The sequence below is a fragment of the Arthrobacter sp. P1_D12 genome (genome assembly GCF_056406175.1).
On the sequence record NZ_JBFUAR010000004.1, the window covers coordinates 47,420 to 63,163 of the forward strand.

A 15,744-nucleotide genomic window follows, 5' to 3' on the forward strand; every position below is an offset into this window, starting at 1 on the left:
CACCGGACCAGCACACCACCCGAGAACCCACGCATCACACTCGCATGAAAAAAATGAAGGGGATCACATGAAAAATCGGACCAGGATCGGCGGCCTCACGGCCGTCGTGGCGGCCCTCGCGCTGACCGCTTGCGGCAGCGGTGGCGCCTCAACCACCGCCCAGAGCGCCAAGGCACAGGATGCCTCCGGCGACCTGAGCAAGCTGGTCAGCGTCAACGCCAAGAAGGCCGCCGACCTGCAGCAGGGCGGTACCGTAACACTGCCCCTGGGCAACATCGGACCGGACTTCAACGGCTTCTCCAACGCGGGCAACTCAGCGGACAACACTGAACTGCACTACCCGATCGACGAGGCCGGCTACGTGGGCTGCTGGAAGCTGGACTTCGACGGCACCGCTAACCTCAACAAGAACTTCTGCGAAGACTTCAAGAGCGAGGTCAAAGGTGGCAAGCAGACCATCACCATCAAGATCAACCCGAAGGCCGCCTACAACGACGGCACCCCGATCAACGCCGCCACGTTCGAGAACACGTGGAAGATGCTCAATGGCCAGAACAAGGACATCGACATCGTCAGCTCCGGCGCCTACGAGTTCATCGACTCCGTCAAGGCGGGCAGCAGCGACAAGGAAGTCGTTGTCACCACCACACAGCCGGTGTACCCGCTCAGTGACATGTTCGGCGGCTTCATCCCGCAGACTGTGAACACTCCCGAAATCTTCAACACCGGCTTCACGGGCGAACTGCACCCCGAGTGGATGGCAGGCCCGTTCAAGGTCGACAAGTTTGACTCCGCCGCGAAGACTGTCTCCCTCGTGCCGAATGACAAGTGGTGGGGCGAGAAGCCGGTCCTGGACAAGGTGATCTTCCGCCAGCTGGAGGCCAGCGCCGAGATCGCCGCCTTCAAGAACGGCGAGATCGACATGGCCGACGGCCGCACGCTGACGAAGTACAAGCAGCTCGAAGGCACGAAGAACTCCGAGGTCCGCCGCGGTCAGCGCCTCTTCGCTGGCGGCCTGAACCTCAACGCCCTCAAGGCCCCGCTCACCGACGTCGCAGTCCGCAAGGCAATTTTCACCGCCGTGGACCGTCCTGCCATCCGCGCCGTCCGCTTTGGCGGACTGAACTGGGAAGAGAACAGCTCGGGCTCGATGATGCTGATGCCGTTCTCGAAGTACTACCAGGACAACTACCCGGTCAAGGAAACCGGCGCCGACGCGGCCAAGAAGGTCCTGACCGAGGCCGGCTACAAGGCCAACGCCAAGGGCATCATGGAAAAGGACGGCGTCCCGGCGTCGTTCAAGATCACCAACTTCGGTGACGACCCCACCGGCCTCGCCACCGTGCAGACGCTGCAGAAGCAGCTTCAGGCGGCCGGCATGGACGTTGGCATCGACCAGCGCGGTGACGCCGACTTCGGCAAGGTGGTTGGCAGCCGCGACTTCCAGCTCACCATCAGCGGCTACACGGTAGGCGCCGACGCCACCTCCGGCGTGAAGCAGTTCTACGATTCCAAGACCAACGAGAACGAACTCGGCGACGCCGAACTGGACAAGGCCATCAAGGACCTCGCGTCCATCCAGGATGACGCCCAGCGCAACAAGGCCGCCATGGACGTCGAGAAGAAGCACATGGAGAAGTACTTCTCGATGGGCGTCATCATGAACGGCCCGCAGATCTACTTCGCCCGCACCGGCCTGGCCAACTACGGTGCAGCCCTGTTCCAGACCCCGGACTGGAGCGTCGTCGGCTGGCAGAAGAGCTAGTTCTGACAAGCACCACGCACTAACAAGCAGCACGGCCGAGGCCGGTGCCCCCGGAACCATCCGGGCGGCACCGGCCTCGTTCGATTAGGCCCTGATGGACAGGCGCCCCGGTGCATGCCCAGCCGGTAGCCTTGGCACCATGAGCAACGATTCAACCCGGCCTGTCCGCACGGCCGTCGCCGGCTTTGGCCTCTCGGGCAGCGTCTTCCACGCGCCCTTGCTCGCCGCCGACCCCGCCTTTTCCCTGGACATGATCTCCACGTCCGACGCCGGCCGGCAGTCCGCCGCGTCCGCCCGGTACCCCGGCGCCCGGATTGTGGACACCCCGGCCGATATCCTGGAGCTCGCCGGCGAACTGGACCTGCTGGTGCTCGGCACGCCGCCCGCCACCCACTACCCACTCGCGAAAGCGGCGCTGGAAGCCGGACTCGACGTCGTCGTCGACAAGCCTTTCGCTGCCAGCAGCGCCGAGGGGCAGGAGCTCATCGACCTGGCCGGGCGGCTGGGCCGGGTGCTCACGGTTTTCCAGAACCGGCGCTGGGACGGCGACTTCCTCACCGTTAAGGCCCTCATGGACACCGGAGCCTTCGGCACCGTGAGCCGCTTTGAGTCCCGCTTCGAGCGGTGGTCGCCCGACGTCCCCAAAGCATGGAAGGCGGCCGCAACGGCGGACGACGGCGGCGGGGTGCTGTTTGACCTCGGCACCCACCTGCTGGACCAGGCCGTACAGCTTTTTGGGCCGGCCACGGTCATTCACGCGGAACTGGCGGCCCGGCGGCCCGGAGCCAAGGCGGACGACGACGTTTTCGTGGTCCTGCGGCACAGCTCCGGGGTGACCAGCCACCTGTGGATGAACATGCTGTGCGCCCAGCAGGGCCCGCGCTACCGCATCCTGGGCAGCGAGGGCGGTTTCACCAAGCACGGCGTGGACCCGCAGGAGCCGTACATCCTGGCCGGCGGAAGCCCGCTGGATGCCGACTACGGCGTGGAAGATCCGGACTGGGCCGGGCTGCTGGGGCGCGACGGGCACCTGGACCGGCTGCCCACCGAACGCGGCGCCTACCCCGAGTTCTACCGGATCCTGGCCGCCAAGATCGCCGACGGCGGCGCCGGCTCGGCGCTGCCAGTCCCCGTCGACCCCGCGGGCCCGCTCCAGGTGCTGCAGCTGATCGAGCAGGCACGGTCCCTCGCCTAGGTTCTCGGCACGGTGCGGGCTTAAACAGCCATCGGCTGCTCTGCAACTGCCGTTCTGGGGGTCCAAAAGGGCGGTTGCCGAGCAGCCGATGAAGTGCCGCTACGCGGAGATGTGTTGGTTACACGGTGCTGGCTACGCGGAGACCAGCTCGTGCCAGTCGGCGATGAGGGGCAGGTTGTGCGCCTCGGAGACCGAGCGGTGGGCAACCTTGCCGCCGGCGATGTTCAGGCCGGCGGCCAGGGCGGCGTCGCGCTCAAACGCAGCCTTGACGCCCAGGTTCGCCAGTGAGACGGCGTAGCGCAGGGTGACGTTGGTCAGCGCGTACGTGGAGGTGTTCGGGACGGCGCCGGGCATGTTGGCGACGCAGTAGAAGATCGTGTTGTGGACCTTGTACGTCGGTTCCTGGTGCGTGGTGGGGTGCGTGTCCTCGAAGCAGCCGCCCTGGTCCACGGCGATGTCCACCAGCACGGAGCCGGGCTTCATCCGGGACACGAGCTCGTTGGTGACGAGCTTCGGTGCCTTGGCGCCCGGGATCAGGACCGAACCGATCACGAGGTCGGCGTCGACCACGGACTTCTCGATCTCGTACTTGTTGGACGCGACGGTCTTCAGGCGGCCCTGGTACTGGGCGTCCAGTTCGCGCAGGCGGTTGATGTTGATGTCCAGGATGGTGACGTCGGCGCCCAGGCCCAGGGCCATGGCGGCTGCGTTGGTGCCGGCAACACCGGCGCCGAGAACAACGACCTTGGCCGGACGGACGCCCGGGACGCCGCCGAGCAGCACACCCTTGCCGCCTGCCGGGGCCATCAGGGACGTGGCGCCGACCTGCACGGACAGCCGGCCGGCAACCTCGGACATCGGGGCCAGCAGCGGCAGGGACCTGCCCTCCTGGACGGTCTCGTACGCGATGGCGGTGACGCCGGAGTTGATCAGTGCCTGGGTCAGTTCCGGTTCGGCGGCCAGGTGCAGGTAAGTGAAGAGGATCAGGCCCTTGCGGAAGCGGTGGTATTCGGCCTTGACCGGTTCCTTGACCTTCAGCACCATGTCCGCGCGGCCCCAGACGTCGTCGGCTTCGGCGACGATCTCGGCGCCGGCGATCGCGTATTCCTCATCCGTGATGCCGGAGCCCCGGCCCGCGCCGCGCTCGACGAGGACGACGTGGCCGTGGGTGCGGAATTCATGGACGCCGGCCGCCGTGATGGCGACGCGGAACTCGTTGTTCTTGATCTCTTTGGGTACGCCGATGATCATTTGTTAGCTCCAGTAGCTGGTGGCCTCGTGGGCCTGGATGAGCGGGGGATTCGTTCTTCCAGAATAAATCCCGCTGTGAGGCACGCGACAGGTGCCGCCGCCGGGCATCGGGCGCCCGCCGCGTCATTCCGGGGTTTTTCAAAACCTGGAATAGACATTTGTCGAGGGCGCGGACGTCAGGTGTCGGCTCGTGTCCGTCCCGGATGCATTCGCAGTGCGGCGGGCGGGGGCAGTAGTCTGGCAGGATGCAGCAGCAGGACGTGGAGCAGCTCGTGGAGCAGGTGGCGCAGCGGCTGGGCCGCGGCCTCTCCCTCGAGGACCTCGACGGTCTGCTCCTCGCCTACAGCTCCAACCAATCCCACGCGGACCGCGTCCGGGTGAACTTCCTGCTCAGCAAGCGGGTCCCCGTGGATGTCATCGCGTGGCAGCTCTCCCACGGGATCGCGACGGCGGTCCGGCCGGTCGTCGTGCCGGCCAACGCGGACCTCGGCATGCTCGGGCGCGTGTGCGTGCCGCTGTTGGTGCGGGGCTTCCGGGTGGGGTACCTGTGGGTCCAGCTCGACGCCGGGGAGCCCAGCGCCGCGACCGTCCTGGGTCAGCTGCCGGACGTGGCGCCGGAGCTGGAGCAGCTGTCCTCCCTGCTGCTGGATTCCAACACGGCGGAGTCCGAGTTCCGGCGCCGGCGCGAGCAGGAGTTCCTGGCCGCGTGCGCCGGGGAGGCCAACGCGGCGGCGGCCGTCGCGGGCTGGAAAGAGGTCCAGGGCAAGGGGCCCTGGCAGCTGGTGACCGTACTGGACGCGGATGGCTGGGCCGGGGGCTCGGATCCCATCGCCGACACGCTCATTCACCGCTCCGCGGCGCTGCAGGCGACCATCGGGGTGGACGCCGCACTATTCAGCGCCGGCACGGAGACCCATGCGGTGGTGCTCTTCAAGGAATCCACGGGACGCGCCGACCACGCCCAGGTGCTGGTCCACTACCAGCTCGAACTCGCCAAACGCTCCGGGCGCACGGTCCGGCGGATCATCCTGGGCACGTCCGAGGGATTCGCCAAGCCGCGGGAACTGGCCGAGGCCTACCGGCAGTCACGGCAGGCGGCCCAGGCCGCGGCGGTGGATCCCCAGCTGGGCGAGCTCGTCGACTGCCGGGCCACCGGCGTCTACCAGCTCCTGGCCTCGGCCGGCGGCGGCGCGGGAGCCTGGGCAGACGCGGGTTCCGTGTATTTCCGCCTCCTCGAGGACCATGACCGCAACCACGAGCTGCTGCCCGTGCTGGAGCTGTTCTACGACAACGACGGCTCGGTCCAGGAGGTCGCGGCCAAACTGCACCTGCACCGGAGCAGCATCTACAACCGGCTCGGCCGGATCCGCCAGCTGCTGGGCGTGGACCCGTTGAAGGGAATGGTGCGGCTGGAACTGCATGCCGGGCTCAAGGCGCGGCGCTGGGCTGGCCGGCCCAGAATCTAGCGGCGCGCTTAGCCCTCGCGCTTGGAGGTGTCGGCGTCGAGCGCCGGCTTCGCGTCGTGGCCAGCGTCCTGGCCAAGGTCCTGGCCGGGGCCGGCGATGCCGGCGGCACTCCGGCGGCGGGAAATCCGGCTGTCCACCCAGAGCGACACCGCTACGAAAGCGACGCCGCTGGCCAAATACGTGGCGGTGTTGTTCAGGCCCATCGCGGTTCCGAAGATGCCAGCGAGCAGCATGGCGGCGATCCCTGCCACGATGTGCCACCCTCTGAATTTACCCACATTCCAAGCTTAACCCGCGGGATATCAGTGCTTCCGCGCCGGACAGGGATCGTTGCTTGATCCTTATCACTGCTTCATGAAGCACCGGCAGTCTCGTCATCCTGGCCGGCCGGCGTGCCGGCGCCCGCACCATTCTTCTTCTGCGTTTCAAGCCACGCCATGATGTCGGCCAGCCGGATCCGGCGGTGCGTTCCGCGGTATTCCACCGGGATCTCGCCGCGGTCGGTCATGTTCCGCAGATATGTGTGCGAGATTCCCGCAAGCTCCGCGGCCCGGGACGTCGTCAGCATTTCCTCGACGCTGCTGACCGTCACCGCCTCGCCGCGGCTGAAGCGGCCCAGCAGATCGACGACGGCGTCCCGCGCCGCGGGCGGCAGCCGGTGGACGGTGCCGTCCACGAACACCGTAATGTCGTGGCTGCCGTCGAGGGCGTACCTGAGGTTCTGCGCATCCTCGGCCGGGAGGCCGGCCGTCACCCGGGGGGCTATCAGTGCCATGAGTGCATCCTAGCGGCAGCCGCTACAGCCCAAGGTCCTCCAGGACCGGCAGTTTTGCCCGCACCCACGCCCGGGCCTCCGTAGCGCTCGGCGCGGACAAGGCCAGCTTGGCCAGCTCCTGCGCTTCAGCCAGGGTGACGGTCTTCAGCACGGCGGCGACGGCCGCGATGGAACGCGCCGTCATGGACAGCGTGGTGACGCCCAGCCCCGTGAGGACGACGGCGAGGGCAGGGTCCGCCGCGGCCTCACCGCACACGCCCACCGGCTTGTTGTGGCCCTCGGCCGCGGAACCTTCCACGGTCAGGCCCACGAGCCGCAGTACGGCCGGCTGCCAGGGGGTGTTCAGGGCGGCCAGCGGGCCGAGCTGGCGGTCGGCTGCCATGGCGTACTGGGTGAGGTCATTGGTGCCCAGGCTGGCGAAGCCAACCTCGCGGAGGATGGCCTCGGCCGTCAGCGCCGCCGACGGGACCTCCACCATGACGCCGGGCGTCTTGATCCCTGCCGCAGTGCACAGCGAGGCAAAGCGGGCCGCTTCCTCAGCGGTGGAAATCATCGGGGCCATCACCCAGACGTCGGCCTCGGATGCTTTCTCCGCTAAGGCAATGGCCTGCAGCTGGCGCTCCAGGACCCCCGGCGTGGTGAAATCGGTCCGGTAGCCGCGGACGCCCAGGGCGGGGTTGGGCTCGGTGGCGTCGGTCAGGAACGGCAGCGGCTTGTCCGCGCCGGCGTCGAGCGTGCGGAGCACCACTTTCTTGCCCGGGAAGGCGTCGAAGACGCCCTGGTAGGCGGCGGCCTGCTCCTCCACGGTCGGTTCGGTGTCCCGCTCCAGGAAGCAGAATTCGGTCCGGAACAGTCCCACGCCCTGGGCGTTCAGGCCGGCCGCGGCCACGGCGTCCTTGGCGCCGCCGACGTTGGCCAGGAGCGGCACGAGGTGGCCGTCCGCCGTCGTGCCGGTCCCGTCGAAGGCGGCGAGCAGTGAGGCGGTGGCGGCCCAGTGGGCTGCGGCCGCGCGCTGGGACTCGTCGGGGTTCGCGGTGATGAGCCCGGCCGCGCCGTCCACGTACACCTCGGTGCCGTCGGCGAGTTCGTCGACCCCGACTGCGGCGACCACGGCGGGCAGACCCAGTGACCGGGCGATGATCGCGGTGTGGGACTGCGGGCCGCCGCCGGCGGTGACGAGGGCCAGGACCTTTTCCGGATCCAGGGTGGCGGTATCGGCCGGGGCCAGGTCCTCTGCGATGAGGATGAACGGGGTGGAGGACACGGGAATGCCCGGCGCGGAGACTCCGCGCAGTTCCGCCACGATCCGGGAGCGGACATCCAGGACGTCCGTGGCGCGCTCGGCCATGTAGCCGCCCAGGTTGTGCAGCATCTCCGAGACCGAGGCGCCGGCTTCCCAGATTGCACGCTGCCCGGAGGTGCCGCGGCCGATCAGTTTTGCGGCGGATTTGAGCAGCATGGTGTCAGTGGCCATGAGGGCCGTGGCCTCGAGAACGGCCTTGCCGTCGCCCGAGACGGTCTCGGAGCGGGCCTTCAGTTCGTCGTGGACGGATTTCGCCGCGGCCTTCAGCGCCGCCGTCGCGTCCTCCGCCGTGACGCCGGCGGGAAGCTGCTCTCCGGCAGGCGGTTCGCTGATCGGTTTGGGCATCTGCCGGACGGTGCCGATGATGCGGCCGGGGCTAACGCCTACTCCTGGGAAGTTCTGCACTGAAGGTCCTCATATTCTGTCGTAGGCCAGTGGCCATCAAGCCGGTAAACCAGGTGCCGCAGCGACCCTGCTGATCATTTGCGCCCGCGGCTGACGGCTACGGCAGCGGGCGGGTCACGGCACCTGAAAAAATTGTATGTGATGCAGTTCATATAGCGTTGCTATAGGTGCTAGGGTAGCGGTTATGAGTATCGATGGCCAGCTACCACCCAAAGCCCGGCTGCTGCGTGCGGCCGCCGAGCTGCTGGCCAACTCCGGCGGATCCGCAGTCTCGACCCGCCAGATCACGCAGCTGGCCGGTGTCACGGCACCGACCCTCTACCACCACTTTGGTGACAAAGAAGGGCTGTTCGACGCCGTCGTCGCAGCAGGTTTCGACGAATATGTCGCGGGCGAACGGGACTTCGCGCCCTCTGGCCAGCCTCTGGAGGACATCCGGAGGATGTGGGACAACCATGTCCAGTTCGGGCTGAAACAGCCGGAACTGTACCTCGTCATGTTCGGCAACATCCGCCCTGAGAGCCGCCCGGCCATCGTCGCCGATGCCGAGGCCCTCATGGAGGAAATGCTGAACAAGGCGGCTGTCTCCGGCCAGCTCAACGTCCCGCCCAAGGAGGCGGCCAGGTCCATCCTGGCGGCCAATGTGGGCATGACCCTCATGCTGATCGCGGAAAAGGTGCCGGAGCGGAACCTCGAGCTCTCCGCCATGACCCGCGACGCCATGATCTTTGCGGTTTCCACCGAGCAGGCCCGGGACAACGGTTCTGTGGACAGCGGAAAGTCCTCAGTGGTTGTGGCGGCCATCGCATTGAACGCAGCCCTCCAGGCGTCCCACTCGGACCAGCTCTCCAGCTCGGAACTCAAGCTCTTCCTCGAATGGCTCCACCGGATCTCCAACAGCTCCACCAGCTAGCTCGGCGAAATTATCGGACCATCCTGCAATGCAGCGGGAACGACGGTTAGGAACTCACATGGCAACAGAGACAGTTGCGAAACCACGCACCAGCATGCGCGTACACGTCCAGAAATTCGGGACGTTCCTGTCCGGAATGATCATGCCCAACATCGGCGCCTTCATCGCCTGGGGCTTCATCACGGCGCTCTTCATCCCGGCCGGCTTCTTCCCCAATGCGGAGCTCGGCAAGCTTGTCGGGCCCATGATCACGTACATGCTCCCGCTGCTGATCGGCTACACCGGCGGCCGGATGGTCTACGGCGTGCGCGGCGGCGTGGTGGGCGCGGTGGCCACCATGGGTGTCATCGTCGGTACCGACATCCCCATGTTCATCGGCGCCATGATCCTTGGCCCGCTCACTGCCTGGATCATGATGAAGCTGGACAAGATCTGGGAAGGCCGCGTCAAGCCCGGCTTCGAAATGCTGATCGACAACTTCTCGGCAGGCATCGTTGCCGCCGCCATGGCGGTTGTCGGCATGCTGGTGGTCGGCCCGATCGTGAAGGCCTTCAGCAATGGCGCCAGCGCCGTGGTCGAATTCCTGGTCACCAACGGCCTGCTGCCCTTCACGAGCATCTTCATCGAGCCCGCAAAGGTCCTGTTCCTGAACAACGCCGTTAACCATGGCATCCTCACCCCGCTGGGCACGCAGCAGGCGCTCGAGCAGGGCAAGTCCATCCTGTTCCTGCTTGAAGCCAACCCCGGTCCGGGCTTCGGCATCCTGCTCGCCTTTTCATTCTTCGGCAAGGGTCTGGCCAAGGCGTCCGCGCCGGGCGCAGCCGTGATCCAGTTCGTCGGCGGTATCCATGAGATCTACTTCCCGTACGTCCTGATGAAGCCGATGACGATCTTCGCCGCAATCGGCGGCGGCATGACCGGCATCTTCACGCTCGTGGTCACCGGCGCCGGACTCCGGTCCCCGGCAGCCCCGGGCAGCATCATCGCGGTCTACGCCTCCACGGCGCGCGACAGCTATGTTGGCGTGACGCTCTCCGTCCTCTTTGCCACCACGGTGTCCTTCCTGATCGCCTCGGTGGTCCTGAAAGCCAGCAAGGCGCCCGCCGAAGACGACCTCGATCAGGCCACCCACCGGATGGAGGCCCTGAAGGGCAAGAAGAGCTCGGTGTCCGCAGCCCTGATCGGTGAGGGCGTGGGTGCCAGCGGCGTCGCCGTCCTCGCCACCCCGATCAAGAACATCGTCTTTGCCTGCGACGCCGGCATGGGTTCCAGCGCGATGGGCGCCTCGGTGCTCCGCAACAAGATCAAGGCCGCCGGCTTCTCGGACGTCAAGGTCACCAACTCCGCGATCGCCAACCTCACCGACACCTACGACGTCGTCATCACCCACCAGGACCTGACCGAACGGGCCAAGCCCGCGACCGCCAGCGCCGTGCATGTCTCTGTGGACAACTTCATGAACAGCCCGCGGTACGACGAGATCGTGGAACTGGTCGAGGCCAGCAACACGGAAGCCGGCACCACGGAAACGACCCCTGTCGCGGCCGCCGAGGCAGAAGCCGAGGAGGGTCCCGCCGGCATCCTGGTGGCCGAAAGCGTCGTCCTCAACGGCCACGCGACCACGCGGGACGCCGCGATCGACGAGGCCGGGCAGCTTCTGCTGGACCGCGGCGCCGTCGACTCCGGCTACGTGGACGCCATGCACGAACGCGAGGAATCCGTCTCCACGTACATGGGCAGCTTCCTGGCCATCCCGCACGGCACCAACGCCGCGAAGGACCACATCATGAAGTCGGCGGTCTCCGTTATCCGCTACCCGAACGGCATCGACTGGAACGGCAAAGAAGTGAAGTTCGTCGTCGGTGTGGCCGGCGTCAACAACGAACACCTGCACATCCTGTCCTCAATCGCCAAGGTCTTCACCAACAAGGCCCAGGTGGCCCAGCTCGAGGCGGCCACCACGGTTGACGAAGTGCTGGCCCTGTTCGGAAAGGTCAACTCCTAGTGAAGGCTGTTCATTTCGGAGCCGGAAACATCGGGCGCGGCTTCGTGGGCCTGCTGCTGCACGACGCGGGGTATGAGGTGGTGTTCGCCGACGTCGCGGACGCCCTCATCACCGAACTGGCCGCCGCGGACAGCTACGAGGTCCACGAAGTCGGAGAGAACCCCGCAGTCCGTACCGTCAACAACTTCCGGGCGCTGAACTCCGGCACCCAGGAGGCCGACGTCGTCGCGGAAATCGCGACGGCGGACATCGTCACCACCGCCGTGGGGCCGCACATCCTGAAGTTCGTGGCGCCCGTGATCGCCAAGGGGATTGCCGCCCGTGCCGCCGGGCTGGCGCCGATGCAGGTGATGGCGTGCGAGAACGCGATCAACGCCACGGACATCCTGAAGTCCGAGGTCGTTGCCCAGTGGGATCCGGCCGCGGGCGCCCTGGACGCGGCCGCCGTGTTTGCCAACACGGCGGTGGACCGGATTGTGCCGAACCAGGAAGCCGGGCAGGGCCTGGACGTCACGGTGGAGACGTTCTATGAGTGGGTGATCGACCGCACCCCGTTCGCCGGTAACGAGCCGGTGGTCCCGGGCGCGACGTTCGTGGACGATCTCGCACCGTACATCGAGCGGAAGCTGTTCACCGTCAACACGGGGCACGCGGCGGCGGCCTACTTCGGATTCGAGGCCGGCCTGGGCAAGATTTCCGAGGCCATGGCCGACCAGGACGTCGCGGCCGATGTGCGCGCCGTCCTGGACGAAACCAAGGAGCTGCTGGTGGCCAAGCACGGCTTCAACCGGGCCGAGCAGGAGGCGTACGTGGAAAAAATCCTGGGCCGCTTCTCGAACCCGCACCTGCCGGACACCGTCACCCGGGTGGGCCGTGCCCCGCTGCGCAAACTCAGCCGGCATGAGCGCTTCATCGGTCCCGCTGCCGAGCTGGCCGAACGCGGAATTGTCCCCGAGGCGCTGCTCGGGGCCATCGCCGCGGCCCTGCGCTTCAATGATCCGGCCGACGCCGAGGCCGTGGAGCTGGCGAAAATCCTCTCCGCGTCCACGCCGGACGAGGCCACGGAGAAGATCACTGGCCTGCCGGCGGACCACCCGCTCTTTGCCGCCGTGTCCTCCCTCATCGAGGAGGCCAAAGCGGTCGTCTAGCCGCCCCAGCCCAACAACGCTCCCTCAGATCGCGCGGGCTTTTGGGCGACGCTCCCTCAGATGATTGTCCGATACACAGACCCTCCCTCACTTCTGATGAGGGAGGGTCTGTTTTTTTGACGCGAAAAGTGAGGGAGGGACTGGACGTTGACCATTAGGGTGCCTAACTGTTAGGCTACCTAACTATGAATGCCAGTCAACCGGCTGACCCCGGCCTCCTCGCTCTCGCCGAGGACTTCCGCGAGGCCCTTCGCCACAGCATCTACCTCGTCCGCCGGCTGGACGCCGACGGCGAACTCAGCGCCGCCCAGCTCAGCATGCTCAAGATGCTGTTGGACGCCGGGCCCGCCGCAGGCGGTGTGCGGGTGGGCGAAATCGCCCGGAATCTTGGCGTCAAGGTGCCCAGTGCCACCGAGCAGATCATCAAGCTCGAGCGCGCCGGCCTCGCCCGGCGCGAGCCGGACCCCGACGATTCCCGCGCCGTCCGGGTCACCCTCACGGACGCCGGCCTCGCCGCCGTCGCATCCGCCAATGAGCGCCGCAACGCCGTCATGGCCGGCGTCCTCTCGTCCCTTTCGGACGAAGACCGCGCCGCCCTCGCGGCCGCCCTCCCGGTCATCGGCAGGATCAACGCGACGCTCCTGGCCTGATCTTCACCCAACAATTCCAATCACTTAGGAGTGCCCCCATGCACGGCCAGCCCGCCGACACCCTGCCGGCAGCGGAAGTAACCCTCGAGGCCGAGAAGGCCTCACTGCTCAAACAGCCCAAGGCGGTGTGGGCCACGGCCCTCGCGGCGGTGTTCGCCTTCATGGGGATCGGGCTGGTGGACCCCATCCTGCCGGCGATCGCCAAGAACCTGGACGCCTCGCCGAGCCAGGTGTCACTGCTCTTCACAAGCTATTTCCTGGTGACCGCAGTCGCCATGCTGATCACCGGCTACGTGTCCTCCCGGATCGGCGGGAAGCGGACGCTGCTGATCGGGCTGGCGGTCATCGTCGTGTTCGCCTCCCTGTCCGGCACGTCGGGCAGCGTGTCTGAGCTCATCGGCTTCCGCGCCGGCTGGGGGCTGGGCAACGCCCTGTTCGTGGCCACGGCGCTGGCCGTGATTGTCGGCGTGGCAAGTGGCGGCGCCGGCACGGCGATCATCCTTTACGAGGCCGCGCTCGGCCTGGGCATTTCCCTCGGCCCGCTCCTGGGCGCACTGCTGGGCGGCTGGCAGTGGCGCGCCCCGTTCTTCGGCACGGCCGTGCTGATGGCCTCCGCATTCATCGCGCTCATTGCCCTGCTGCCCAGGACTCCGCTGCCCGGGCGGAAAGTCCGGCTCCGGGATCCGCTGCTGGCCCTCGGACACAAGGGGCTGCGGACGACGGCGGCCAGCGGCCTGTTCTACAACTACGGCTTCTTCACCGTCCTCGCCTTCACGCCCTTCATCCTCGGCATGGACGCCTACGGGATCGGCGGGGTGTTCTTCGGCTGGGGTGTGGCCGTCGCGGTCTTCTCAGTGTTTGCCGCCCCTGTGCTGCAGAACCGCTTCGGAGCGGTCCGGGTCCTCACCGGCACCCTCGTCCTGCTGATGCTCGACCTTGTGGGACTGGGCCTGGCCGCCGGGCACTCGGTGCCGGCCGTCGTCGTCCTCGTCGTCATTTCCGGGGCGCTCCTGGGCATCAACAACACCATCTACACCGAACTGGCCATGGGCGTGTCCGACTCGCCGCGGCCGGTGGCCTCGGCCGGCTACAACTTCGTGCGCTGGATGGGCGGCGCCCTGGCACCGTTTGCCGCGGCGCAGCTGGGCGAGCACTTCGGCCCGCAGGTGCCCTTCTTCGCCGGCGCGCTGGCCATGGTGGCCGCCATTGCCGTCGTCTTCGGCGGACGCCGCTACCTGGCGGCGCACGAGCCACACGTGGTGTAGCAACGCCCCGTGTTGTGCAGAACCCGCTGAGGTGACAAAGAACGCCCATGCTTCCGAGGAAGCATGGGCGTTCTTTGTCGGAACGCTGAAGGTGCGGCGGGCCTCACAGAAGCGCCGGCTCAGGCCCTGGCGGACTCTTTCGCGGATTCCTTGGCGGCTTCCTTTGCGGATCCCTTCGGTACGAACAGGGTTTCGGCCTGCTCCAGGGACATGCCGTTGGTCTCCGGGACCTTGAACATGACGAAGAAGAACGACGCCGCCGCGAACAGCGCGTACATGGCGTACGTCAGCGGCAGGGAGGCCGCGGCCATGACCGGGAAGCTCAGGGTGATGGCGAAGTTGGCGATCCACTGCGCGGCCGCGGCCAGGCCCAGGGCCCGGGCGCGGATCCGGGACGGGAAGATCTCCCCCAGCAGCACCCACACCAGCGGGCCCCAGGAGGCGCCGAAGCTGATGACGAACACGTTGGCGGCGACCAGCGCCGCCGGACCCCACGCCCCGGGCAGCGAGATCGCGTCGCCGGACCCGGTGGCCGAGCCGAAGGCCAGCGCCATGGTGCCCAGCGAGAGGGCCATGCCGATCGAGCCGGCCAGCATGATCGGACGGCGCCCGATCCGGTCCACCAGGGCGATTGCCACGAGCGTGACCAGGATGTTGGTGACGGCGGTGGCCACGGAGATGGTGAGCGAATCCTTTTCCTGGAAGCCCACGGCCTTCCACAGCGTCGTGGAGTAGTAGAAGATGACGTTGATGCCGACGAACTGCTGCAGCACGGACAGGATGATGCCGATCCAGACCACCGGCTGCAGGCCCAGGGCCTTGCCGCGCAGGGAACCCTTCTGGCCGGCGAGCTTGTCCTCGTCGATGGCCTTCTTGATGTCGCGCAGGTGCCGGTCCGAGTCCTCGTCCGGGGCGATCGACTTGAAGACCCTGAGGGCCTCCTGGTCCTTGCCCTGGAACACCAGGAACCGCGGCGATTCGGGCAGGGTGAAGGCGATCCAGCCGTAGACGACCGCGGGGACGGCGGCGGCCATGAACATCCAGCGCCAGGCTTCCAAACCAAGCCACAGGGCCTGGTCCGCGCCGCCGGCCGACGTCGCGAACACGGCGTCGGAGAGCAGGGCGGCGAAGATGCCGGTGGTGATCGCCAGCTGCTGCAGCGAGGCCAGGCGGCCCCGGACGTGGCGGGGGGAGATTTCGGAAATGTAGGCCGGCGCGATCACCGAGGCCAGGCCGATGCCGAGCCCGCCCACCAGGCGCCAGAAGATCAGGTCCCAGACGCCGAACGCGAACCCGGTGCCGATGGCGCTGACGAGGAACAGCAGCGCGCCCAGCTTCATGGCCGGGATCCGGCCATAGCGGTCGGCGATCTTGCCGGCCAGGTAGGCCCCTGCCGCGCAGCCGAGGAGGGCCACGGCGACGGCGAAGCCGGTCACGGCCTCGCTGAGGGCGAACTCGTCCTTGATCGCGTCGACGGCGCCGTTGACGACGGAGGAGTCAAAACCGAAGAGGAAGCCGCCGACGGCGCCCGCTACGGCCAGCCAAATGACCCTTTTTGGGATCTTGGCGGCGGTCTGGTCATGGGTGGTGGTCATACGGCTCC

At 67.3% G+C, this 15,744-nt stretch carries 13 protein-coding genes; 8 read left to right on the forward strand and 5 right to left on the reverse strand.

The window, feature by feature from the left end; translation table 11 throughout:
• The first annotated feature begins 67 nt into the window (after positions 1-67).
• A complete protein-coding gene (locus tag AC1DZV_RS03785; RefSeq protein WP_476951621.1) occupies positions 68-1,765 on the forward strand; it encodes an ABC transporter family substrate-binding protein in 1,698 nt (565 codons plus the stop codon).
• A 139-nt stretch (positions 1,766-1,904) separates the two neighbouring features.
• Positions 1,905-2,960, forward strand: coding sequence for a Gfo/Idh/MocA family protein (locus AC1DZV_RS03790; RefSeq protein WP_476951620.1), 1,056 nt, complete (start codon positions 1,905-1,907; stop codon positions 2,958-2,960).
• A gap of 132 nt (positions 2,961-3,092) precedes the next feature.
• Here AC1DZV_RS03790 and ald read toward each other — a convergent pair whose 3' ends face one another.
• Complete coding sequence (gene ald, locus AC1DZV_RS03795; protein ID WP_476952996.1) at positions 3,093-4,211, reverse strand: alanine dehydrogenase; 1,119 nt, start codon at positions 4,209-4,211, stop codon at positions 3,093-3,095.
• A gap of 245 nt (positions 4,212-4,456) precedes the next feature.
• Here ald and AC1DZV_RS03800 point away from each other — a divergent pair, with 245 nt between their 5' ends.
• Positions 4,457-5,677, forward strand: a complete 1,221-nt coding sequence (locus AC1DZV_RS03800; protein ID WP_476952997.1) for a PucR family transcriptional regulator — start codon at positions 4,457-4,459, stop codon at positions 5,675-5,677.
• 8 nt (positions 5,678-5,685) lie between these two features.
• Here AC1DZV_RS03800 and AC1DZV_RS03805 read toward each other — a convergent pair whose 3' ends face one another.
• The 3 genes from AC1DZV_RS03805 to ptsP all read right to left on the reverse strand — a co-directional run bounded on the left by AC1DZV_RS03805 (position 5,686) and on the right by ptsP (position 8,160).
• Positions 5,686-5,955 (reverse strand): hypothetical protein, encoded by a 270-nt coding sequence (locus tag AC1DZV_RS03805; RefSeq protein ID WP_476952998.1) that lies wholly within the window; start codon positions 5,953-5,955, stop codon positions 5,686-5,688.
• A 74-nt stretch (positions 5,956-6,029) separates the two neighbouring features.
• Positions 6,030-6,452 carry a helix-turn-helix domain-containing protein gene (locus AC1DZV_RS03810; protein WP_476952999.1) on the reverse strand — a complete coding sequence of 141 codons (423 nt, stop codon included), beginning with the start codon at positions 6,450-6,452 and terminating at the stop codon, positions 6,030-6,032.
• Between the two features lie 22 nt (positions 6,453-6,474).
• On the reverse strand, positions 6,475-8,160 hold the full coding sequence (gene ptsP / locus AC1DZV_RS03815; protein WP_476953000.1) for a phosphoenolpyruvate--protein phosphotransferase: 1,686 nt from the start codon (positions 8,158-8,160) through the stop codon (positions 6,475-6,477).
• Between the two features lie 184 nt (positions 8,161-8,344).
• Here ptsP and AC1DZV_RS03820 point away from each other — a divergent pair, with 184 nt between their 5' ends.
• From AC1DZV_RS03820 to AC1DZV_RS03840, 5 genes are all read left to right on the forward strand, one after another.
• Positions 8,345-9,073, forward strand: a complete 729-nt coding sequence (locus AC1DZV_RS03820) for a TetR/AcrR family transcriptional regulator (RefSeq protein WP_028277575.1) — start codon at positions 8,345-8,347, stop codon at positions 9,071-9,073.
• Positions 9,074-9,131: 58 nt separating this feature from the next.
• Positions 9,132-11,078 carry a PTS mannitol transporter subunit IICBA gene (locus tag AC1DZV_RS03825; protein WP_476953001.1) on the forward strand — a complete coding sequence of 649 codons (1,947 nt, stop codon included), beginning with the start codon at positions 9,132-9,134 and terminating at the stop codon, positions 11,076-11,078.
• Complete coding sequence (locus AC1DZV_RS03830) at positions 11,078-12,226, forward strand: mannitol-1-phosphate 5-dehydrogenase (protein WP_476953002.1); 1,149 nt, start codon at positions 11,078-11,080, stop codon at positions 12,224-12,226. Before AC1DZV_RS03825 ends, AC1DZV_RS03830 begins: the two co-directional genes overlap by 1 nt.
• A 185-nt stretch (positions 12,227-12,411) precedes the next feature.
• On the forward strand, positions 12,412-12,876 hold the full coding sequence (locus AC1DZV_RS03835) for a MarR family winged helix-turn-helix transcriptional regulator (RefSeq protein WP_476953003.1): 465 nt from the start codon (positions 12,412-12,414) through the stop codon (positions 12,874-12,876).
• Positions 12,877-12,914: 38 nt separating this feature from the next.
• Entirely contained in the window at positions 12,915-14,141 is a 1,227-nt protein-coding gene (locus AC1DZV_RS03840; protein WP_476953004.1) for an MFS transporter, read from the forward strand.
• A 119-nt stretch (positions 14,142-14,260) separates the two neighbouring features.
• Here the strand turns inward: AC1DZV_RS03840 and AC1DZV_RS03845 are convergent, their stop codons facing one another.
• The gene (locus AC1DZV_RS03845; protein WP_476953005.1) at positions 14,261-15,736 is read right to left on the reverse strand and encodes a sugar porter family MFS transporter; all 1,476 of its coding nucleotides are present in this window, start codon (positions 15,734-15,736) and stop codon (positions 14,261-14,263) included.
• Positions 15,737-15,744: the final 8 nt, after the last annotated feature.